Genomic DNA, 22,721 nt, shown 5'->3' with positions numbered 1-22,721 from the left:
CACCCAAGGTGATCGCCATGCAGCGATTGAAGTGGATTCTTACCGCCGCGATGCTCAGCAGCGCCGCGGCCATGGCGGCATCGCCGGAAAACGCGGCGCCCGCTAAAACCGGCCATGCGGATATCGGCATCGATCTGAAAGGCGTGGATCACGCCATTAAGCCCGGCGACGATTTCTTCGGATACGCCAACGGCACGTGGGTGAAGAACACACAGATTCCGGCGGATCGCTCCAGCACCGGCACCTTCTTGCAGGTATATCAGCTGGCGGAAAAGCAAACCTCGCAACTGATCCGCAACGTCGCGCAAAGCCATCCCGCGGCCGGCACTAACGACCGCAAGATCGCCGACTACTACGCGGCCTACATGAACGAGGCGAACATCGAAAAGCTCGGCGTTACGCCGCTGAAATCCGCGTTCGATCATATCGACGCGATCAAGACGCGCGACGATCTTGCCGGCGTACTCGGCAGCGAATTGCGCGCCGATGTCGATCCGGTGAATGCGACGAACTTCCACACCGAAAATCTATTTGGTCTGTTCGTAACGCAAGGTTTGGAAGATCCCTCGCACAATATGGCGTACCTGTTGCAGGGCGGTATCGCGATGCCGAGCCGCGACTACTACTTGTCGCAAGACAAGGACATGGTCGCCACGCGCGCCAAATATCAGACGTACGTGACGTCGCTGCTGAAGCTCTCGGGCGCCGCCGATGCCGACGCGCAAGCGAAAGCCGTGATTGCGTTGGAAACTAAAATCGCACAGGCACAAGAAACGCTGGTGGATAGCCAGGACGTGCACAAAGCCAACAACGTCTGGTCGATGAACGATTTTTCGAAGAAGGCGCCGGGCCTGAACTGGGACGCCTACTTCAAAGCCGCCGGCCTGGATGGTCAGAAACAAATCGACGTATGGCAGCCTTCCGCCACCACCGGTATTGCCGCACTGGTTGGCAGCGAACCGCTTGAAACCTGGAAGCAGCTGCTGCGCTATCACGCGCTGGACGATGCAGCGCCGCTGTTGCCCAAGGCCTACGCCGATCTGCACTTCGATTTCTACGGCACCACGCTGCAAGGCACGCCCAAGCAACAAGATCGCTGGAAGCGCGGCGTCAGCGCCACTAACACCGATCTGGGCGATGCCGTCGGCCAACTTTATGTGAAGCACTACTTCCCCGCATCGGCGAAGGCCAAAGCGGAAGACATGGTGAAGAACATCGTCGCTGCGTTCGACGAGCGCCTCGACACGCTGGCGTGGATGACGCCTGCGACGCGCGCCAAAGCGAAAGAAAAGATCGCCACCTTGCGCGTTGGCGTGGGTTACGCAGATAGCTGGCGCGATTACAGCAAGCTGGATATCAGCGCGACCGATCCCATCGGCAACCATAAGCGCGCCGATGAACTGGAATATCACCATCAGCTCGCTAAACTCAGTCAGCCCGTCGATCGCGCCGAATGGTGGATGACGCCGCAGACGGTCAACGCCGTGAATCTGCCGCTGCAGAATGCGCTCAACTTCCCCGCCGCGATTCTGCAACCGCCGTTCTTCGATCCGAAGGCCGACGCCGCTGCCAATTACGGCGCTATCGGCGCAGTGATCGGCCACGAAATCAGCCACAGCTTCGACAACACCGGCGCCGATTTCGACGCGCAGGGCAAGATGGAAAACTGGTGGACGCCGGCGGACGCCGCGCACTTCGAAGAAGCTACGCAGAAGCTGGTGAAGCAATACGATCAATACGAAGCACTGCCGGGTCTGCACGTCAACGGCCAGCAGACGCTGGGTGAAAACATCGCCGACGTTTCCGGCCTCACCGCCGCCTACGCCGCGTATCACAAATCGCTGGGCGGCAAGCCTGCGCCCGTGATCGACGGATTGACCGGCGATCAGCGCTTCTTCCTTGCCTTCGGTCAAGCCTGGCGCTCCAAGATTCGCGACGCCGCGCAACGCCAGCGCCTCGCGACCGATGTGCATGCTCCGGCGGAATTCCGCGCGCAGACCGTGCGCAATATCGACGGTTGGTATGACGCGTTTGATGTGAAGCAGGGCGAAAAGCTGTACTTGAGTCCGGATCAGCGCGTGAAGATCTGGTAATCGCTTTCTGCCTCGTAAAAAAAGCCTCATCATTACAGGTGAGGCTTTTTATTTGCGTTGCAACGCGCCGCTAAGCGACGCGGTCCAGAACGACTCAGTCGACGCCGAGTCCACCGATGCCCGCCATCGCATGTCCATCAAAGCCGGCAAGTTCGGCAAAACGCTTGCCACGGTCGACGTAATCGTGGAATTGATCGAAGCTTGGCGCACCGGGCGAAAGCAGCACAACGCCTCCCGCAGGCGTGATGACTTGCGCCATCTCGACGGCGTCACCTAGTTTGTCGACATCGCCCAGGGGTATTTCCGATTTGGCGGAGCGCAGCGCCGCAGCAATGCGAGGACCGTTCGCGCCTTGCGTCACGATACGTAGCGCTGAGCGCGTTGCAACGGCTTGCACGAACGGAGACCAATCCAGGCCGCGATCATGCCCGCCGACGATCACTGTCACTTCGCGACCGTGCAGGCTGTCGAGTGCGGCGAGGGTTGCAAGCGGCGTTGTGCTGATCGAATCGTTGATCCACACCAACCCATCGCGCTCGCCCAAGGGTTGCAAGCGATGCGGCAACGCCTGGAAATTGGAAAGCGCGGGTGCTGCAGCAACCGCGTCGAAACCCGTAATTTCCAATGCCGCGAAGGCTGCGCAGGCGTTCAGTGCGTTATGCAGACCTGGAACGGAAAGTTGCTCCAGCGCGATCACCGATGCGTCGCCACGCCGAATAAATCCTTCGGCGACATGCCATCCTTCGGCGTTACCGAACAGCTTGCGATTCGGATGCGCCACCGTCTTCTCCAGCAACGGCGCTTGTTCGGCATTAACCAACAACTGCCGCGCGGCATCGGCCAATTTAAGCTTGTCGGCGACGTAGCGTTCGCGCGAACCATGCCAATCGAGATGTTCTTCGTACAAGCTGGTGACGACACCCAATTCCAACGCACCGGCTTCGCCGGTCTGGAAACTGGATAGTTCGATGGCCCACACATCGGCTTGTTGATCGAGCAGCTCCAACAAGGGCATGCCGATATTGCCAGCCAGCGCGGTGCGAACACCCAGCGCGCGCGCCAAATGCGCGATCAATGCCGTCGTTGTGCTTTTGCCCTTCGTGCCAGTGACAGCAATCACCCGCGCTTGCGGATTTTCCGCAAACCACAGCGCGGTTCCGGACGTAAAGCGCGTGCCTTGTGCTTGCGCCGTGAGAATCGCCGGCTTGTAGGCTGAAATGCCCGGCGATTTCACCACCACATCGTAGGCGCTTAGCGCCACCGCATCAGGGTCGTTCGTGTAGACGCGCAGTGCAGTATCGAACGCTCGCGCGTCGGCGCCTTCCGCTTCACTGCAATACAACGCCAGCGAAGCATCGGGAAGACGTTGGCGCAATGCGCGAATCGCGGCGCGCCCCTCGCGACCGAAACCCCAAATGGCGATGCGCTTTCCGGCAAGCTCGGCAATGCGCATATCAGCCGATCGCCGCCAGTGCGGCTTGCAAGCGCGTCGGCACGCGATGTTCGCCGGCAGGTTGCAGCCAAGGCTCCAGCGCCAATTCGGCAACATCGAGCTGCGGCAGAATTTCACTGCGGAAGCGCGCCACCAGCGCGTCTTCCTGCCACTCCGGCCGTTGGCTCAGCACATACATCGCCGCGCGCGCTTCGGCGCCCTCGCCCACGCATTCGAATGGTTTGTGATCGCGATATTCGAGCAATGCGTCGAAACCGGCCGCTTGCGATTCGTCATCCAGCAAATTGCGACCGAAGATAGCGAGCAGACGAGGCTTCGGTAGAAACGGAGCCAACGCGAGAAACACAAAGTGACACTTCGGGCACTGACCGCACCAACGATCAGCCGGCTTCGGCCCCAGAATTTTGAAGTTGCGGTTGCAGCTGGAGAACACGTCAAAATACGGCGTGAGTTTCGAGAACGCGCGCGTGATCGCCAATTCGGAATACGGACGCAGCAGCGAAAAATAATCGAGGTCCGCCGCGACGTGCGTATGCAGCCAATCGTTGAGCAGGCGTTCGAACGCGTAGCCCTTGCTCCACTGATGATTGACCTGTTGCCCTTCGTATTCCAGCGTTGCAGCCGACGCGGAGCGTTCGTTTGCGAACGCAATGCTGTCGTAGCCATAAAGAACGGCCGCGACAGCCAGAATCGCCGAATTCACCGCCGTGACGGGAATATGGCCATTCCAAGCGCCGAGTCGATTCAATTCGAACAAGCCAGGCGCGAGTTCGCGTTGAATATTCAGCGTGGGCAGTCCGGTGCGCTCCGCACACGCTGCGATAAGCGGCGAGTTGCCGACCCACACTGCCGTCGCTTCGCCACCGATCTGCTTGATAGCTTCCACGGCGACGAGAGAATCTTTGCCGCCGCCGATCGGCACCAACGTGCGTTGCGGAAGATGCAATGTCGGCGCTTCGATTTTGCCGGACGGTTCGCCGGATCGCGGGAACGCAATGCGCCCGCGCAAATCCAAGCCGTTGCGATAGGCGAATTCCGCCAAGCCATGCAGATACAACGCATCGAGCAGGTCTGCCGTGGCGTCGTCGAGCGGACCGTCGGTCACCTCGATCTTCGGTGGAACGCCTGCTTTGTAATAACTGACGCCCGCGATGTAATGCAGCAGCGCGAGCGCGGCGTCAAATGCTTGTTTGTGTGCAGGCGTCACGTCCGGCGCGGCAGGAAAACGCACGCGCTCGATCAACTCTTCGCCCTGGTCGAAGGCATACACCAGCTCCGCCACGCCGTTGGCGTAACTGCGGCGTACGAAGCGGAAGACCTGGGTCAGGCGAGGTTGGATCGGTTGGGTCACTCAAACACTCCGGTATGCGGTGCTCTACTCCCCCTCCCCTAAGGGGAGAGGGAGTAGAAGGCGGCGAGATCACTCAATGACGATCTCTTCCGCCTCATCCCGCAGATTGTAAGGCGAAGACATCACTTTTCCGTAGGCGCCCGCCTGAGCGATCAAAATCACGTCGCCTTCGCGCGCTTCGGGCAAGCGCCGGTCGGAGCCGATCACGTCGCCGCTTTCGCAGATCGGGCCGACGACTTGATAAAGCGCTGTGGCCTGCTCGTCGAGGCGGGTCAGGTTCACGATTTCGTGCCAGGCGTCATACAGCGCGGGGCGAATCAGGCTGTTCATACCGGTGTCTACGCCCAAGTAACGCCACGAACCCTTGCCCTTCTGCTGCGTCACGCGCGTTAGCAGCACGCCCGCATCGGCCACCAGGTAGCGGCCCGGCTCCATCCACAGTTTGTAATGCGGATAGGCTGCTTTGACTTTACGCAGCACTTCTTCCAGCGCCGAGATGTCGAGCCGCGCCTCGCCCGGATGCGACGGCACGCCGAGGCCGCCGCCGATATCGAGGAACGCGACGCTGCCGATGCGTTCGGCAAGGCTGGCAAGCTGGCTGTAAACCTCGCCCCAGTGTTTGTCGTCCAGAATGCCGGAGCCCAAATGCGCATGCAGACCGCGCACAGTGACGCCATGCGTGTCGGCAAGACGCAAGAACTGATCGATTTGATCCACCGGCAAACCGAACTTGCTACCGCTGCCGCCAGTGCGCACTTTTTCGTGATGGCCCAATCCGCGACCAAGATCGATACGCAGCACGATCTCGCGACCGCGGAATACCTCGCCCCAATGCTCTAGCGGATACAGCGAATCCAGCGACACGGTGGCGCGCGTGGTGAGCGCCCAGGCGTAATCCTCGCGCGGCGCGAAGTTAGGCGTGAACAATAACGGCGCCGATTCGGGAACCACCGCCATCACCGCTTTCAGCTCGCCCGGCGAAACGCATTCGAAGCCGTAGCCTTCTTCCGCAAGCGCGCGAAGCAACGCCGGATGCGTATTGGCTTTCACCGCGTAATGCAGGCGATCCACCGAGGTGAGCGTTTTCAATTCGCGCGCCTGCTTGCGTACGGTCGGCAAGTGGTAGACGTAGCGCGGCGTCGCTTCGGCGCCGAGCGCGAGCAACCGGCCGCGCGATTCCGTGCGCCACCATGCGTCGCTCGCGGCAACGGTTTCGCCGCTGCCGTAAAGATTCTGCCAACTCGGACCGAACAACGCACTGTCGTCGGTACGCAAGGCACCGGCAGCAATCAGCATTTCGTGCAGGCGCGGTATCAGTTCGTCAACCACGCTCTCGTCTACCACGAACGTGAGGTTGAGATTGTTCGACGACTGCGAAATCAAATGCACGCGCAATTGACCAAATTCCGCCAGCACGCCGGACAACGTATGCAGCATCGAACGCATGCCGCGACCGACCATGGTAATGGCCGCACACGGCGCGATCACTTTAACGCGACAGACCTTGGCAAGATCGCTCGCCAACGCCGCCACGGCATCGGAGTCGAGCAGATTTTCGGTGGGATCGAGCGACACGGTCACGTTGGTTTCGGCCGAACTGATCAAGTCCACCGACAAGCCGTGCTGCTTAAACTGCGCAAACACGTCGGCAAGAAAACCGACCTGCTGCCACATGCCCACCGATTCCATCGATATCAGCGTGATGCCTTTGCGCGCGCTGATCGCTTTGACGCTCGGCGCATGCTCGCGCACTTCCGGACCGATCACCGTGCCTTCCAGCTCGGGACGATTGGTGTCTTTGATCAACATCGGCACGCGCGGTTCGCGCAATGGCGACAAGCAACGCGGATGAAGCACTTTCGCGCCGGTCGAGGCGATTTCCTGGGCTTCTTCGTAATCGAGTTTTTGCAACAGGCGCGCACCCGACACTTGGCGCGGATTGGCGGTGAACATGCCGGCGACGTCGGTCCAGATTTCCACGCGCTGCGCTTTGAGCAACGCGCCGAAATACGACGCCGACGTATCCGAACCGCCGCGACCGAGCAACACCGTGCGGCCTTCCGATTCGCGCGCGATAAAGCCTTGCGTAATGAACACCTCGCCGAGCTGCGCCAAGCGTGCGTTCAACGCGGGATCGGGTTTGGCTTCGACCATCGCCGAAAGCAATTTGGTGCGTTCGTTCTGATTTGGCAACGCAATCGCGGCCAAACATTCGCGCGCATCCACCCATTGCGTGGGCAAACCGCTATGCGTAAGGAACGCGGCGCCGAGCGCGCTGGACATCAGCTCGCCGTGCGCTTGCACCAATGCCGACCATGCAAGCTCGCCCATCACAACCGGGCCTTCTTCGGCCAGCTTCGCCAGGTCGCGCAAACGCGCGTCCAAGGTGCCCGGAACCGCCAGCTGCATGTGATCGAGCAAATCGTAATGACGTTGCGCGATCGCTTTGGCAGCCTCGATACGTTTGCCTTTGTCTTCCTGCGCGCACAGTTGTTTGAGTGCGTCGGTGATGCCGGTAAGCGCGGACACGACCACCAGCACGCGCGCGCCTTCGGCACGACGGGTGGCGACGAGTTCGCGGATGTTTTGCCAGCGCGGCAAGGTGGCGACACTGGTGCCGCCAAACTTCATCACGATCCAGGGAGCGCCGGCAGAAAGCGGCGCGGAAGCATTCGAGGTCACGGTTTCTCTGTCAGGGTTGCGGGAAAGTTATTCCCGCCAGTGTTGCGCCGCATCAGCCGGAATGCAACCGGTGATTGGGAATATGGATTTGGACGGCTAAATGCGGGTAGTACGCGCCTAATCAGAAACATCCGAGGGCCTGAAACCAACGCCCCAGCATTGGCCGGGGCGTCGTATTTCAAGGCATTTGGCTGGGTTCTGTTATTCCACCAATACTGGAATCTTGCCGATCTTCGCCTGCCACTCGCGCGGCCCAGTCTTATGCACCGACGTACCGGCCGAATCCACCGCTACGGTCACGGGCATATCTTTGACCTCGAATTCGTAGATCGCTTCCATGCCCAGATCTTCAAAAGCCACCACTCGGCTGGCCTTGATGGCTTTGGACACGAGGTACGCCGCGCCGCCCACAGCCATCAAATAGATCGACTGATGCTTCTTGATCGCCTCGATCGCGGCCGGGCCACGCTCGGCCTTGCCGACCATGCCCAGCAGGCCGGTTTGCGCCAGCACCTGTTCCGTGAATTTGTCCATGCGCGTGGCGGTGGTGGGTCCAGCAGGGCCGACCACTTCGTCTCGGACGGGATCGACCGGGCCGACGTAATAGATAAAGCGACCGGTGAAATCGACGGGCAACTTTTCGCCCTTGTTCAACATATCGACCATGCGCTTGTGCGCGGCGTCGCGACCGGTGAGCAGCTTGCCGTTGAGCAGCAGCACTTCGCCGGGTTTCCAGCTTGCGACTTCTTCGCGCGTGACCGTATCCAAATTCACGCGACGACCCTTGGAGGAGTCGTAGGTGAGCTTCGGCCAATCTTCCAGCGACGGCGGATCGAGCATCACCGGGCCAGTGCCATCGAGAGTGAAGTGTGCGTGGCGCGTGGCGGCGCAGTTGGGAATCAACGCCACCGGTAGATTCGCGGCGTGCGTGGGGTAATCCTTCACCTTGATATCGAGCACGGTGGTCAAACCGCCCAGGCCCTGCGCGCCGATACCAAGCGCGTTGACCTTCTCATAGAGCTCCAGGCGCAGTTCTTCAGCGCGATTCGTCGGGCCGCGAGCGATCAGATCCTGAATATCGATCGGCTCCATCAACGCCTCTTTCGCCAGCAGCATCGCCTTCTCGGCCGTGCCGCCGATGCCGATGCCCAGCATGCCTGGCGGGCACCAGCCCGCGCCCATGGTCGGCACGGTCTTGAGCACCCAGTCGACGATGGAGTCGGACGGGTTAAGCATCACGAACTTGGACTTGGCCTCCGAGCCGCCGCCCTTCGCCGCCACGATCACGTCGACGGTGTCGCCCGGCACGATCGAGACATTGACCACCGCGGGCGTGTTGTCCTTGGTATTGCTGCGCTTGCCGGCCGGATCGGCCAGCACGCTCGCGCGCAATTTGTTGTCGGGGTGGTTGTACGCGCGGCGCACGCCTTCGTTCACCATGTCTTCCAGGCTCATGGTGGCGTCCCAACGCACATTCATGCCCACCTTGAGGAACACGGTGACGATGCCGGTGTCCTGGCACAGCGGGCGATGCCCTTCCGCGGCCATGCGCGAGTTGATCAGGATCTGCGCCATCGCGTCCTTCGCGGCAGGCGACTCCTCACGCTCGTAGGCTTTGGCCAGGTTGGTGATGTAGTCGACCGGGTGGTAGTAGCTGATGTACTGGAGCGCGTCGGCGACGGACTGGATCAGATCGTCTTGCTTAATGAGGGTCATGGCGGCTGCTTCGACTGGAGAACGGCCCCGAAAGCCTTGCGTCTCCGGGGCATAACCGCCCTATTGTGCCGCATTCAGGCCTGGGGTTAGAAATCCGACCCTCCTCGCGGCCGAATCGGCCCTCAAAAATAGGGCTTGGTCCTGAGGGCATCGGCGCTGTTCCCGCCCAAATCCAAAGACTTGCCAAGTCACGGCTCAAGCCGAAGTACGCCATCGCTGCAACCATAAAAATTTTGCAAAGGTTACAGAATCACTTCAACGAATCCGATGACATGACTTTCGTGCTGGTAGGGATTCGCATACGCAAAACGTTTGCTCTGTAGAGCGAGCGTATTCGCGCATCACACATCTGGTCGACAACCGCCTGATGAACTTTCATGGCGTCGAAGCACGTTAACCGCCGTTATCGGCCCATAACTTGTGTTCACGACGACATGCATTTCAGGCACTTCCAGGTATGTGTGCAGCGCTATATGGTCGCTTGAGCGGCTCGATGCTGATCGTCAGGGGAGACGGACGACAGTCGCTGGGAAGACGAAATATCAACCACATGCACAACGGCTTTCGTTCGCATGACGTGAACATGCATGGGCGCACGCCACTGTGCTCACCTGGGAGGAGCAACATGTTTTCCAAGCTGCATCGCAAGTCGCTTTCGCTGTCCCTTAGCGTGCTGTTGACCGGCGCAAGCGCCGGCGCATGGGCCGCAAAAGCAACACCCGCTGTCGATGCGGGCATGGCGCCGACGAATCAAACCGCGCACGTCACCCTGATTTTGAAGCTGCACAATCAAGCCGCGCTGGAAGATTACATTCGGCAAACCGTCACGCCCGGCAGCGAGCACTATCAGCAATTTTTGACCACCAGCCAGTTTGCGCAGCGATTCGGCGCCACCAGCGACGAGATTGCGCGCGTGCAGGCCTATCTGCAGAAACAGGGATTGACCAGCGAGGTATTGCCGAGTCATTTGGCTATCCGCACCAGCGGCAGCTTGGGCCAATTCAGCACGCTGTTCCAAACCTCGATTCACAACTATGTGTCGCGCGAGAACGGCCATCGCTACCACAAGCCCGCTTCCGCGCCGCAGCTTCCTTCCGAACTCGCCGGTATTATCGATGTGGCGACCGGCTTGAGCGATGAGAAAGTTTATCGTCCGCATCACGTGTCGTCGCCATCTTTCGCATCGAACGGCGCACCCAAACTGCAAGCGAATGCGTTCAGCAACAAAAAGTCCGGCGGAACCAGCAGCAATCCCACGGCATCCGGCATTCCGGGCGAATACACCGTCGGCGATGTCGCGAATTTCTATGACATCAACCCGCTGTATCAACGCGGCGTGGTTGGCAATGGCTCAACCGTCGGTATCGTCACGTTGTCGGATTTTTATCCCAGCGATGCGACGACATATTGGTCTGACATCGGCTTGACCACCAAGTCCAACCGCATCACGCAAGTGCATGTGGATGGCGGCGGCGCGATCGACGGCGGCAGCGGCGAAACGTCGATCGACGTGGAACAGTCGGGCGGCGTGGCGCCGTTCGCCAACATCGTCGTGTACGACGCGCCCAATACCACCGCCGGATATGTCGATGCGTTTGCGCAAGCGGTGTCGGACAACACTGCCGACAGCATTTCCACCAGTTGGGGCTTGCCTGAAATCTTCAACTTCGCGGCGCTGAACGTAAACGGCGCGAGCAACACCGACACCACCGATGCCGGCGATTTGCGCGCGTTCCATGCAATCTTTCTAGAAGCCGCGATACAAGGACAATCGCTGTTCGCCGCATCGGGCGATTCCGGTGCGTACGACACAGTACGCGATCTTGGCGCCGGCACCGGTGTTGGCCAATACACAGCGCCGCTCACCGTCGACTCGCCCGCATCCGACCCTTTCATCACCGCCGCAGGCGGTACGACAACACCGTATAGCTACGCGTTCGGCATGGGTCCGACTGAATCGGTGGCGCAGGAAAGCGTGTGGGGTTGGGATTACCTGCAGAACTATCTGGACACGTACATCGGCAAGGGCGTGTACAACCTGTTCTCCACGGGCGGCGGCGGCGGCGTGAGCGTGTACTGGCGCACGCCGTTCTATCAGGACTTCACGCCAGGCATTCGTCGCAGCGAATCGAAACAGTCGCTGGTCTACAACGATCCCGTCGCGGGCCCGACCACGTTGTTGAAATTACCCGGCCATTTCGCGGGCCGCAATGTGCCGGATATTTCGCTTAACGCTGACCCGGAAACCGGCTATCTGTTCGTATCCACGGTGGACGGCGGTCTCGCCGCCGGCGAAGGCGGCACGAGTTTTGTGGCGCCGCAGCTCAACGGCATTACCGCGTTGTTGATCCAAAGCTCGGGACATCGCGTCGGCTTGTGGAATCCGCAGGTGTATGCGCTGCAGAACATCTTCGGCTACGGCAAGTACACGCCGTTCAAAGCCATTCGTACCGGCGACAACTGGTTCTACAACGGTTCACCGCATTACAACCCAGGCGCGGGTATTGGTGCACTGGATGTCGCCAATCTGGATGCGTTCTTCCGTAGCGGTTTTTAATATTCACTAGCAATCTAAAGCCTTCTCCCGCCTTGGGAGAGAAAGCAGAGCAAAAAAAGAGCCGGGCATTGCCCGGCTCTTTGCTCACTTCCCTATGCACATCCGTGTGTGCCGACGTGGATTAGAAATTCCAGCGCAAACCCACATTGGCCGTCCAACCGCTGGTGCCGTAGTTGTTCAACGCACCTTGGTAATCCACTTCGCCATACAGCGCGAGGTTCTTGGTGAACTGGCTGGTGACGCCGCCACCCAGGCGATAACTCGCACCGGCGCGGCCACCGGCGAACGTGGCTTGCACGTCTTGCCAATCGGTGCTGGTGACATCCACCCGCTGACGACCACCGACACGGTTGATGTAGTCGGCACGCAGGTACGGCGAGAACTTTTCATCGTCGTGCTTGGTGAGGCGTGCACCCAGGCGATACGTCGCTTGACCGGTGTCGCCCAAATTCACCTTCAGACCGTCCGGGTCGGTGACGCTGTTGAACACCAGCGACTGATACGTCATCTGCGCTTGCGGCTCTAGTTCATAGCCTTGACCCAGCGCAAACGGATAACCACTTTCGATCGATGCGTGCCAACCGTGCGCACGAATCGTGGCGACATCCGAACCACGCAGATTCGTGCTCACCTTGCCGCGATAGCTTTCGCCACCGACCACCGTATCGAGGTAGAAGCCGTTGTCTTGCTGCCAGGTCAACCAGGCCGAGACGCCGCCAGCATCGTATTTGGCGCTGCTGCCGCCGATGCTGGTGGCTTTGGGTGTGACCGTGGTGGTGCCTTTGTCGGCCGCCACGCCAAAACGCAGGCTGCTCTTGTCGCCGGTCCAACCCACAATGCTGCCGCCCAGCTGGAGCATGTTGGTTTGCTGGTCGAAGTCGTAACCGTATTGCTGGAAGTTGCGATCGGAGTTGTAGTTGTAGTGCGTACCGATGTAGCGCGCGAACATCTCGCCGCCGTGGTCGCCGTTGTCGCTGGCTTGCACGTTGCGGATTTCGCCCAGGCGCTGGTGCAGGGTGTCGATCATTTGGCCGCCGTAGCCGAGCAACGCGGCGCCTGACGACACGTACGAGCCGACCTGCGGGGCGACAGCTTTGCGGCTGACGATGTCGTCGGTCGGATCAGGACTCGGCGTCGGCGCGGGAGTTGGCGTCGGCGCGGGAGTTGGCGTCGGCGTCGGCGCAGGAGTCGGCGTGGGCGTGGGCGTCGCCGTTTCCAGCGCGTTCGCCAGGCGGTAATCCCAGTCCAGCGAATCGCCACTCGGCAACACGCTTTGAGATTGATCAGTGTCACCCGGGCCGAACGGATGCAGCGTATACATCCACGGGCCGACTGCCACATAACCCGGTCCGGCGAGCTTGAATGCATCTGGTGTCGAGGTGCCGTGTACCTGCACGAGCGAAATGCCTTCGTTGTTGTCGTTGATGCCGTTGCCGTTGAGGTCGGTGGTGGCACCTGCGCCTGAGCCGTGCACTATGAGGTAAGTGGTGCCGCTGGCGGAGCCGGCAGTATTAGCCAGGATGCCACCCACGCTGGCGGACCCCACCGAGTCAGCCATAACCCCCATGCTTTCAATGCTAGCGGCGCCACCACCGCCAGTCTGCGGCGGTGTTGTAGAGGAAGGGGCACCGGTAATCAACAATCGGTCGGTTTGTTGATTGTTCAACGTACCACCTTCATTGAGCACAGTGTTCAGTTCGACGTGACCACCGTTGCCAACATAGTTGCCGTGAATGCTGAGCGCACCGAATGCGCCGCCCGGTGTGCCTGCGCTACCCGGTGCGATGGCTCCGCCGGAGTTGTTGGTGACATCGCCAAACACAGTACCGTAGCCGGCCAACATTCCGCCGACTCCCACCGTCGTGGCAGGCGTGAACAGCGACGTATAGGAATGAGCCAGACGCAGCGTGCCTTCAGTGACGGTGACGCCCTGACTAAAGCTACCTACGCCATCCATCGTCCAGTCGGTCGCACCGATGCCGCCGTTTTGTACCGTCAGTGTCTGGAATTTGAGGAATTTGTTGAAGCTGTCGGAATTGGTGCCTTGCAGGATAAGGTCGTTTTGGTTGGTGCCATAGCCGGCGTAATCGCCATTCACAAAACCATTAAGCACCGAACCGGTGTCTAGCGTGACGATGTTGTGATCGCCATTGCCGTTAAACGCGATCGCCGTCGTAGCGATTCCCGTGGGAGCAGTACCCGTGATCGTGCCTGCGTTGTAGATCGTGTTCGTCACGCCGTAGCCTGAAGAACCCACGATGCCAAAGGCACCACTGATCAAACCCGTATTGACCACACCCAAACCTGATCCGCTGGTGTAGACACCTGCGTCCCCTCCCAAAATGGTGCCGGCGTTATTGACTTGCAGGAGCAAAGCGCCGCCCGAAGAATTAATCGAACTGACGCCGTAGGTGCTGTTCTGGATCACAGCCCCAGCGCCGTTATCAACAACAATGAGTTCCGGCGTGGACGTCTGCGCCCACACCGGCGCAACAGCCAGGGCAGACAGCGTCGCGAGCGCCAACGCCGTGCGGCGACGTGAGTGGGATTTTCCGCGCGCGCGGCTCAATTCGGAAGCCGCGACCCACGAGTGAGTCGCTGCATTCCATACGATTCGATAGACCTTGTTCATGGGAGTGCTCCAGTAGAGATACGTTTTGCGCACAAACCGACCCTGGCTTCTTAAGAAAGAGCCTTGAATCGACCTTCCGCGTTGAGTTGTCGCGTCGTGCTTTTCGATGTGTCGCCGGCGCATGTCGCAAGCTGCGACTGAGCGATGCCGTTGACGGCGCGCGCTTTATTCATTTCACGCGCACGCAGGTCGCGGTGTACTGCGATGCGTTCTGTGTCGAAAGTAATGCTAGAGATCGAAGAATGTGCGAGATATAGGACTAAACCTAAAAACGCGGTTTTATCGGGGTTTTATGCCCGTTGTTCAGATTTGCGTAGGCAACGCCTTCACAACGTTTGAGGCGCGCGAATGAAGGAAACTTGCGATATCGATTGCTAGAATGTCTCTTCATCTCGCCACATCCGAAGCCCATGTCCTTCAAACGCCGCTTCATGCAACTCGATGTGTTTTCGCGCCAACCGATGAAAGGCAATCCGCTTGCTGTCGTGATCGATGGCGATGGTTTGGATGAAGCGACGATGCGCGCTTTCGCGCGTTGGACGAATCTTTCCGAGACCGCGTTCTTGTTGCCGCCAACGAATCCGGAAGCCGACTATCGCGTGCGGATTTTTACGCCGCGTCAGGAACTGCCGTTTGCGGGACATCCAAGCGTTGGCAGCGCGTATGCAGCCATCGAAGCGGGACTTGTCGACGCCGGCAAAACGAAACTGATCCAGCAGTGCGCGGCAGGATTGTTGCCAGTTTCGATCGAAGGCCACGGCGTTGAACGAATCATTCATGTGCAAGCGCCAGTCGCACAGGCGCTCGACGTCAGTGTCAACGTGCGCAACGCGATCGCCGAAGCATTGACTGCGACGCTGAATGACGAACACATCAAGCTGATCAACATTGGACCGCATTGGTGGGTATGCGATTTGCTCGACGCCTCGCGCGTGCGAACGTTGGAACCCGACTTCGCAGGCATTCAACGTTTGTGTGAGCAGCACGCTGTTATTGGCGTCAGCGTGTTCGGCCTGGAAAATACCGGTTCTGCGCAGATGGCCGTGCGTGCTTTCTGTCCCGCGGACAATATTCCGGAAGACCCCGTCACCGGCAGTGCGAATGCCGCGATCATGGCGTTTCTCTTGGATGGTCGCGACACGCGCTACGGCCATCGCTACGTCGCCAGCCAGGGCCGCGAAATCGGGCGCGACGGTTACGTAACCGTCAAGCACGACGACGCCACCGGCACGATAACCATCGGCGGTCAGTGCGCGACGGTGATCCGAGGCGAACTCGATCTAGCGTAATGGGAACGCGTGGGCGCGCCGCTGACACCGAAATCGGATAAATCGGCGCTTGCCGGATCGCTCCGCCGTTGCCATGCTCTGGGTTTCCACAGTAGGGGCTTATCCATGACGTCACCGGTTACGGGTTATCAGCGCAGCCTCCGCCTGCGGGACGCGGCGTTGGTGGTGATCGGCGGCATCATCGGCGGCGGCATTTTTCTCAACCCGGGCATTGCCGCGCAACGCACGGAATCGGGACTGGCTCTGCTTTTGATGTGGGTGGGCGCCGGCGTGCTGACCTTGATCGGCGCGCTGTGTTACGCCGAGCTGGGCGCGCGGCGTCCGCATGCGGGCGGCAGTTACGTCTACTTGCGCGAAGCCTTCGGTCCGCTGGCGGGATTCCTGTTTGGCTGGACCATGTTGCTGGTGATCTATTCCGGATCGAGCGCGGCGGTAGCGACGATTTTCGCCAGCTACGCCGCCGCGGTGTTCGGCTTGCCGGCGGGCATGGCCACGCCGTTGGCGATGGGTGCGTTGGCGATGGTCGCAGTGATCAATGTGTTCGGATTGAAGTTCGGCGTGCAGATGCAAAACCTGTTCACGCTGCTGAAGCTGCTGGCTGTTGCCGTACTGGTGGTGTGCGGGTTGTTTCTTGCTGGCGTCGGCAGCGGCACGCCATGGCTGGCGGTGGACCCCGCACGCAGCGATGTCGGCTTTATGAGCGCCGCGCTACCGGTGTTGTTCGCCTACTCCGGCTTCACGTATCTCAATAATCTGGCCGGCGAAGTGCGCGAACCGCAACGCACACTGCCCCGCGCTTTGCTGCTGGGCATGCTCGGTGTGATTACCGCCTATGCGCTTGTGAACGTGGCGTACCTGGCGGTGCTCGGCCATGACGGCCTGGCGCACAGCCGCACGCCCGCCGCTGATGTCATGAACAAGGTGTTCGGTTCGGCCGGCGCCAAGTTGATTGCTGTCGGCATCGCGATTTCTACGTTCGGCTTTTGCAACATCACCTTGGTGTCCGGCGCGCGCGTCTTGCAGGTGATGGGCGCGGATGGCTTGTTCTTCGCCAGCGTGGGGCGGCTGCACCCGCGGCACCACACGCCCAATCTGGCGCTCTTGCTGCTGGTCGGTTGGTCGATTCTGCTGGTGCTGTCAGGCAGCTACGGCCAACTGCTGGATTACGCCACCTTCGGCGACTGGCTAGCCTGTGCGGTCGGTGTCGGCACATTGTTCTGGTATCGCCGTCGGCAGCAGGGCGATGTCCCGTTCCGCGTGCCGGGTTATCCGCTGCTGCCTCTGATTTTTATCGCCACGATCGGACTGGTGGTGGTGCAAAGCCTGCGTACAAGCTTGGTGAATACGGGCATGGGCTTGCTCATCATGGCCGCCGGCATTCCCGTCTACCTGATCTGGAGACGCTTGTTCAGCCCTGTTCGCCCCTAAATTCTTGCGCCAATGCCACAATGTGCTGATAGGCATTGAGAGGACACGACCTGATGGCGCAAGACCACGCCGCGTCGCCCAACAAAGCGGACATCACATCGGTGGCGGTCCGCACGGGCATCGACCTGCAGATCAATGGCGAGCGCTTTCGCCATACCGGCGATCCTCAGATGCCCTTGCTGTGGTATCTGCGCGACGTGCTGCGCCTTACAGGCACCAAATACGGCGGCGAACACGGCGAAGGCGGCGCTGACCTGGTGCTGGTGGAAGGCAAGGCGACATCTGCCATCACTACGCCGATGAGCAAGCTTGAGGATAAAAAAGTCGTCACGGTCGAAGGTCTGGCCGATGCCAAAGGTGGATTGCATCCGCTTCAACAAGCCTTTATCGACGAAGACGCGATCGGCTGCGGTTACTGCACGGCAGGTTGGCTGATCGCATCGATGGATCTCTTGAATCGCGTCAAAGACCCTTCCGATAACGACATCGATACCTTGCCCAACCTCTGCCGTTGCGGTTGCCAGACGCGCGTACGCAAAGCCGTCAAACGCGCTGCCGCCGCGATTAAGCAAGGAGCCAAGGCATGAGCGGCGAGGTGAAGATTTCCCGCCGTCGTTTTCTGCAAGTGTTCGCGGGCGCCGCCGGCGCGTTGATCGTCGGCATTCGCGCGGCGCACGCTGAAGTGCCGACACCGTTGGATATGCTCGGCGATGCGCTGTACGACTTTGGTCTCTATATACGCGTCGATGCCGACGGGACGGTGCTGATCGGCACACGCGATCCGGAAACGGGCACCGGCGTCGCCACGTCGCTGTCGCGCATCATCGCCGACGAAATGGATGCCGATTGGCAGCATGTGCGCGTCGTGCCGCTCGGTTTGGGCGTTGCCAACGACAACGGTCGTCCGCGCTGGCTGTACGGTCAGCAAGCGGGCGGCACCGGCAATTCGATGCCGCGCGCATGGCGCGATCTGCGTTCGGCCGGCGCGCTGGCGCGTCGATTGCTGATGCAGGCTGCCGCGCAGCAACTCGGCATTCCAGCCGAACGTTTGCGTACCGAAAAAAGTACCGTGATTGCGCCGGATGGACGCCGCCTCGGTTACGGCCAACTGGCCGCTGCGGCCGCAAAACTCACGCCGCCGACCACGCCCGTTGCGCTCAAGACGCCCGATCGTTTTACATTGATCGGTCAACCGGCCGGCGATGTCGATGCGCGCGACATCGTGACGGGACTGACCCCGTATTCGCTCGATCAGCATTTCGGCGACGCGGTCGTCGCCGTGCTGTCGCATTGTCCGTGGCCCGACGGTCAACTTGCCGGACTCGACAGCAGCGCCGCGCTCGCCATTAAAGGCGTGTTGAAAGTCATCGAGCTCAAACCCGATCCGTCCTCGCCGCCCGGCGAAACGGTGATCGCACCGGCCGTGGCGGTGATTGCGGATAGCACGTGGACGGCCATGCAAGGCCGACGCGCGCTGAAGCTTTCGTGGAAGCCCGGCGCCAGCGGCCGAGAAAGCACCGCCGCATTGGAACAAGAAGCTACCGCGCTGATCAACAGCGACGCCGCGCCCACCACACGCGTACGCGACGACGGCGATGCCGACAAAGCCGGGCGCAAAGCCGCGCGTCGGATCGAAGCGACCTACGTTCAACCATGGCTCGCCCATACGTGCAGCGAGCCGATGAATTGCCTGGTGCGCCTGGATAAAACCAGCGCCGTGCTCTACGTGCCCACGCAATCGCCGCAACAAGCGTGGACGGTCGTGCAACGCCTCACCGGCTTGGCGCCGGACCAGATCGATATCCGCGTGTCGCGCATCGGCGGCGGTTATGGTCGTCGCCTCGATCACGACTATGTCGCCGAAGCCGTATTGCTCGCCAAGGAAGTCGACAAACCGCTTCAATTGTTCTGGCCGCGCGACGAAGATCTCGCGCACGATTACTACCGCTCCGGCACGGTGCACAAATTCAGCGCCGTCGTCGACAACAAGCGCCACATCGTCGCGTGGAACCAGCGACTGGCAAGCGCCTCCGCGCTGACCGGACGCGGCGTGCCGACGGATCACCTGTGGACGTCCGAAGTCGGCATGAACCAACTGCCGGCCGGCCTCGTTCCGAATTATCGCAGCGATTGGTTTGGGCTGAGTTCGTCGCTGCCGCGCGGCCCGCATCGCGGCATGCCGGACATCACCAACGCGTTTGCGGTGAACAGCTTCGTCGACGAAATCGCACACACGCTAAAAGAAGATCCGCTGGTCACGCAATTGCGCTTGATCGGCGAACCGCGACTGATTCCGCTGCAAGGCGGCGGTGCGATCGATACGGCGCGTCTGGCCAATGTCTTGAAGCTCGTGGCCGATCGCATCAGCTGGAAAGATTGGCTGCATACCGTGAACGGCCTGGGCCTAGCGTGCTGGTATGTCGATGGCGCGTATGTCGCGCACGCCATCGAGGTATCCATGCAAGGCGAGAAACTCACCATCGAGCGCGTGGTGTGCGCCGTCGACGTGGGTCGCATCATCAATCCGATGGGCTTGGAAGGCCAAGTGGCGGGCGCTACGTTGGATGCGCTATCGAGCGCACTCAATCTCGCCATCACCGTTAAAGACGGCAAGGTGCAGCAGACCTCGTGGAAGGACTATCCGCTCGCCACCATGGCGCAATTGCCGCGTTCGGTTGAGGTGATCACCGTGCCAGGCGAAGGCGATCCTGCCGGCGCGAGTTTCCTTGCGATGCCGACCACCGCGCCTGCGCTAGCGAATGCGGTGTTTCGCGTAAGCGCCGTGCGCGTGCGTCGATTGCCGCTGATGAAAGAACTTTTGCGCTTGCTCTAACGCTTTCACTCCCTCTCCCCTCCGGGACGCGGGGAGCGGCCATGGATGGCCGCGCTTTGAGGAGCGAGGAAGAGGGCTGGGGTGAGGGGCAACCTAGCGAGAAACTTTCAATTCGTCATTCCGGCGAAGGCCGGAATGACGTGAGGCAAGCGGCTAACTATTTGCACGCGCCAACAACGCACGTCTTCGCTCCAAACTCTCAGGCGGCCAATACGTCTCCCGGTCGTAATACGCCTCCATCACAGGAACACCTGGCGGTATCACCACCCACGGCTGCTTCGACTGCGTATAAATATGGATATCCGGCGGAAAACGATCCGGATCGTCCAGCGTCCCGACGCGAATAAATCGAATCGATTCGCCGGCTCCGGAATACGTGCTCCATAACGCAATGCGGCATTGAGGACATCGCGCAATGTTCTGCCCTCGCCCACTGTAGGACGGCGTATGTATCACTTCGACTTCGCCGGAAAGCAGCGTGACACGCTCTGCCTCGATCATCGCATTGAGCACAAACGCACTGCCCGTCTCGCGCTGACACCATCGGCAATGACAGCAATGCACGAAGAGCGGCGTGCCCGTCATGCGATAACGCACGAGTCGGCAATCGCAACCGCCTTCAAAGTACGTTGCATCGTCGGACATCGGACGTACCTCCGAATGCTTAATGGAATTGATCGCTGGCTGGCACCCACGAACGTGTCGACGCAGGCGCAGGCGCCGTCAACGGCTTCACCGGCGTCAACGCTGATGGACCGCAATTAGGCGGCAACGGTCCGCCGCTGACGCGCGCCGCGGCGCATTCGGCGCTGTTATCCAATTCCACCGGCGTGGCCGGCGCTGGCGCGCTGGCGGCGGGTGCGGCCACTTTCGGTATCGACGCATTCTGCGTGGGCAGATTCAGGCGGTCGTACATCTTTTGCGGCAAAGGCACGGCGGGCGGATCGGGGTTGTGACAACCGAACAACGCCACCGGCACCAACGGCATCACCGCGCATTCGATACGCACCCCCTTGGGCAAATTGAAGGTGTGCTTGATCGTGGTTTTTTCCGCAGCGTGACGCAACGCGGTGTCGACGGTGCTCTCGCCTTCCGGCGTCCAGTATTTATCGAACACGGTGGAGCGATACTTCGGCAAGTTCGTGTTGTGCGACATGATCTCCGTGTCGCCGCGCGGTTTGAGCTGGATATACGTGCCGTTGGGTGAACCCGGCGTACCGCCACCTTGCTCGCCAGTCGTGTTGTTACCGTTGCCGACGGATGGTGAAGGTTGCGTTCCCTGCGCACTGCTTTGCGATGGCGATTGAACGACGCCGTTCGGCTGACCGGGATTCGCCGTCTCGCTGCCTTCCGGCGTTGCATTGGGTGCGGTGCTGGTGCTTGCGTTGCCTTCATTCGCCTGCGCGCTGGAAGGCGCCGTGCTTGGTGCGGGCGACGAGGTCGCCGCCGCGGCTTTTTCGCTGCTTTGCGCCTCGGAAGGTTTGGCCTCCGTTTGCGGCGTCGACGGCGTGACGGCAGGCGTCGGGCTCAATTGCGGACGTAGCGAAACTTCCGGCACCGCAAGCTTGGGTGCTTCGATATTCAATGACGGCGCGGCAGGCGTTACGTTCGGCGTCGGCGCCGCCGTAGGTGTGATCGGAACAGGCGCAAGTTCCGCTTGTTCCTGCGGACGAACGACTGGCCCCAACACTTCTTGGGACGTGCGCGGCACATTCGGTGTCGACAACGCCGTAGCCGACGGTTGCAGATTGACGGCCGGCGCGACTTGTGCCGGCATCGGAATGGGTTGCAGCGTCGGTGCGGGCGGCGATGCCGCAACCAGGTTCGGTTGCACGGCGGCCACGCTCGGCATCTGCACAGGCGCGAGCGCCGGCTGTTCGACGGCCACGTGCGGCGGCGTCGCCGTTAATGCCGATTGCGCAGGCTGCGTTGGCAGCGCGATCGATGGCAACGGCGGCAGCGGCTGCGTGCCTTCTGCTTGCGGCTTGCGCGCGGGTTCGGGCTGAAATTGCGGCGGCGTGGGCTGCGGCACCTGCACGGCCTGCAAGGTCAGCGGCGGTGGCGGCAATCCGGCCGGCGTGGGTTGTTGGATCGTCGGCGGCGACGGTTTCGGCAAGGTGATCGGCGGCAACGGCGCTGCGACTTTTTGCGGCTTTTCAGCCGCGGGCGGTTGCGTCTTCGCCACCACCGGCTCTTGTTTCGGTGCGGGCTCGGGCGGCTGCGTTACGGCGGCGACCGGCGCCGCGGTCGATGTTTCATGCGTCGCGTGTACCACCTGCGACGTGTTTCCGCGATGCGTTGGCCCATGCTCTTTCGGCGGCACGCCGCGCACCGGTGGCGGCGGAGGCGGCTGCGGTTTGTTGTTGATGATGCGCACGAGCAACGGATTACCCTTGGGCTCCGGCGGTGGCGGCGGCAACTCATAAGGCGAACCGAGGATCGCGCCGAGCAGAAAGATCACATGCACCAGCAACGCGCCGATGACGCCGGCCAATTTCAGCAACCGATCGCGCGGCCGGTCGCGCAGGCGACGCCGATAAACGATCGCCCACGTCGCCGCGTCGCGCGGTGACTTGATCACAATGGCCGGCGTGGGCGAAGCAGGTTTATCGGGCGGCGGCGTGGACATAGGCCGCCAGTGTAGCGGGCGGCGTGGCATTTCTTGATGCGCGGAATCGTCCTCGCCC

The 22,721-nt window shown here is 60.9% G+C and carries 13 protein-coding genes; 6 read left to right on the top strand and 7 right to left on the bottom strand.

The window, feature by feature from the left end; genetic code table 11:
- Positions 1–17: 17 nt before the first annotated feature.
- Positions 18–2,093 carry a M13 family metallopeptidase gene (locus L0U79_RS07205; protein WP_233841196.1) on the top strand — a complete coding sequence of 692 codons (2,076 nt, stop codon included), beginning with the start codon at positions 18–20 and terminating at the stop codon, positions 2,091–2,093.
- A 94-nt stretch (positions 2,094–2,187) separates the two neighbouring features.
- Here L0U79_RS07205 and murD read toward each other — a convergent pair whose 3' ends face one another.
- From murD to L0U79_RS07185, 4 genes are all read right to left on the bottom strand, one after another.
- Positions 2,188–3,546, bottom strand: a complete 1,359-nt coding sequence (gene murD / locus L0U79_RS07200) for a UDP-N-acetylmuramoyl-L-alanine--D-glutamate ligase (RefSeq protein WP_233841195.1) — start codon at positions 3,544–3,546, stop codon at positions 2,188–2,190.
- Between the two features lies 1 nt (position 3,547).
- On the bottom strand, positions 3,548–4,897 hold the full coding sequence (gene murL / locus L0U79_RS07195) for a UDP-N-acetyl-alpha-D-muramoyl-L-alanyl-L-glutamate epimerase (protein ID WP_233841194.1): 1,350 nt from the start codon (positions 4,895–4,897) through the stop codon (positions 3,548–3,550).
- A gap of 69 nt (positions 4,898–4,966) precedes the next feature.
- The gene (locus L0U79_RS07190) at positions 4,967–7,579 is read right to left on the bottom strand and encodes a bifunctional aspartate kinase/diaminopimelate decarboxylase (RefSeq protein WP_345778424.1); all 2,613 of its coding nucleotides are present in this window, start codon (positions 7,577–7,579) and stop codon (positions 4,967–4,969) included.
- Positions 7,580–7,780: 201 nt separating this feature from the next.
- Positions 7,781–9,295: a fumarate hydratase gene (locus L0U79_RS07185; protein WP_233841193.1), complete on the bottom strand. Its 1,515-nt coding sequence runs from the start codon at positions 9,293–9,295 to the stop codon at positions 7,781–7,783.
- 625 nt (positions 9,296–9,920) lie between these two features.
- Here L0U79_RS07185 and L0U79_RS07180 point away from each other — a divergent pair.
- Positions 9,921–11,852 (top strand): S53 family peptidase, encoded by a 1,932-nt coding sequence (locus L0U79_RS07180; protein ID WP_233841192.1) that lies wholly within the window; start codon positions 9,921–9,923, stop codon positions 11,850–11,852.
- A 121-nt stretch (positions 11,853–11,973) separates the two neighbouring features.
- Here L0U79_RS07180 and L0U79_RS07175 read toward each other — a convergent pair whose 3' ends face one another.
- Positions 11,974–14,484, bottom strand: coding sequence for an autotransporter outer membrane beta-barrel domain-containing protein (locus L0U79_RS07175; protein WP_233841191.1), 2,511 nt, complete (start codon positions 14,482–14,484; stop codon positions 11,974–11,976).
- Between the two features lie 410 nt (positions 14,485–14,894).
- Here L0U79_RS07175 and L0U79_RS07170 point away from each other — a divergent pair, with 410 nt between their 5' ends.
- From L0U79_RS07170 to L0U79_RS07155, 4 genes are all read left to right on the top strand, one after another.
- Complete coding sequence (locus L0U79_RS07170; RefSeq protein WP_233841190.1) at positions 14,895–15,773, top strand: PhzF family phenazine biosynthesis protein; 879 nt, start codon at positions 14,895–14,897, stop codon at positions 15,771–15,773.
- Positions 15,774–15,878: 105 nt separating this feature from the next.
- Positions 15,879–17,201 (top strand): amino acid permease, encoded by a 1,323-nt coding sequence (locus tag L0U79_RS07165; protein ID WP_233841189.1) that lies wholly within the window; start codon positions 15,879–15,881, stop codon positions 17,199–17,201.
- Between the two features lie 53 nt (positions 17,202–17,254).
- Complete coding sequence (locus L0U79_RS07160; RefSeq protein WP_233841188.1) at positions 17,255–17,788, top strand: 2Fe-2S iron-sulfur cluster-binding protein; 534 nt, start codon at positions 17,255–17,257, stop codon at positions 17,786–17,788.
- Positions 17,785–20,034: a molybdopterin cofactor-binding domain-containing protein gene (locus tag L0U79_RS07155; protein WP_233841187.1), complete on the top strand. Its 2,250-nt coding sequence runs from the start codon at positions 17,785–17,787 to the stop codon at positions 20,032–20,034. The genes L0U79_RS07160 and L0U79_RS07155 overlap by 4 nt, the downstream gene beginning before the upstream one ends.
- Positions 20,035–20,187: 153 nt before the next feature.
- Here L0U79_RS07155 and L0U79_RS07150 read toward each other — a convergent pair whose 3' ends face one another.
- Positions 20,188–20,679, bottom strand: coding sequence for a GFA family protein (locus tag L0U79_RS07150; RefSeq protein WP_233841186.1), 492 nt, complete (start codon positions 20,677–20,679; stop codon positions 20,188–20,190).
- A 19-nt stretch (positions 20,680–20,698) separates the two neighbouring features.
- Positions 20,699–22,663 (bottom strand): hypothetical protein, encoded by a 1,965-nt coding sequence (locus L0U79_RS07145; protein WP_233841185.1) that lies wholly within the window; start codon positions 22,661–22,663, stop codon positions 20,699–20,701.
- Positions 22,664–22,721 lie beyond the last annotated feature (58 nt).

It is taken from the genome of Dyella sp. 2HG41-7 (genome assembly GCF_021390675.1).
Taxonomy (GTDB): domain Bacteria; phylum Pseudomonadota; class Gammaproteobacteria; order Xanthomonadales; family Rhodanobacteraceae; genus Dyella_B.
Note: the sequence above shows the minus strand (reverse complement) of the source record. Positions and strands in the feature narration are given on the sequence as shown.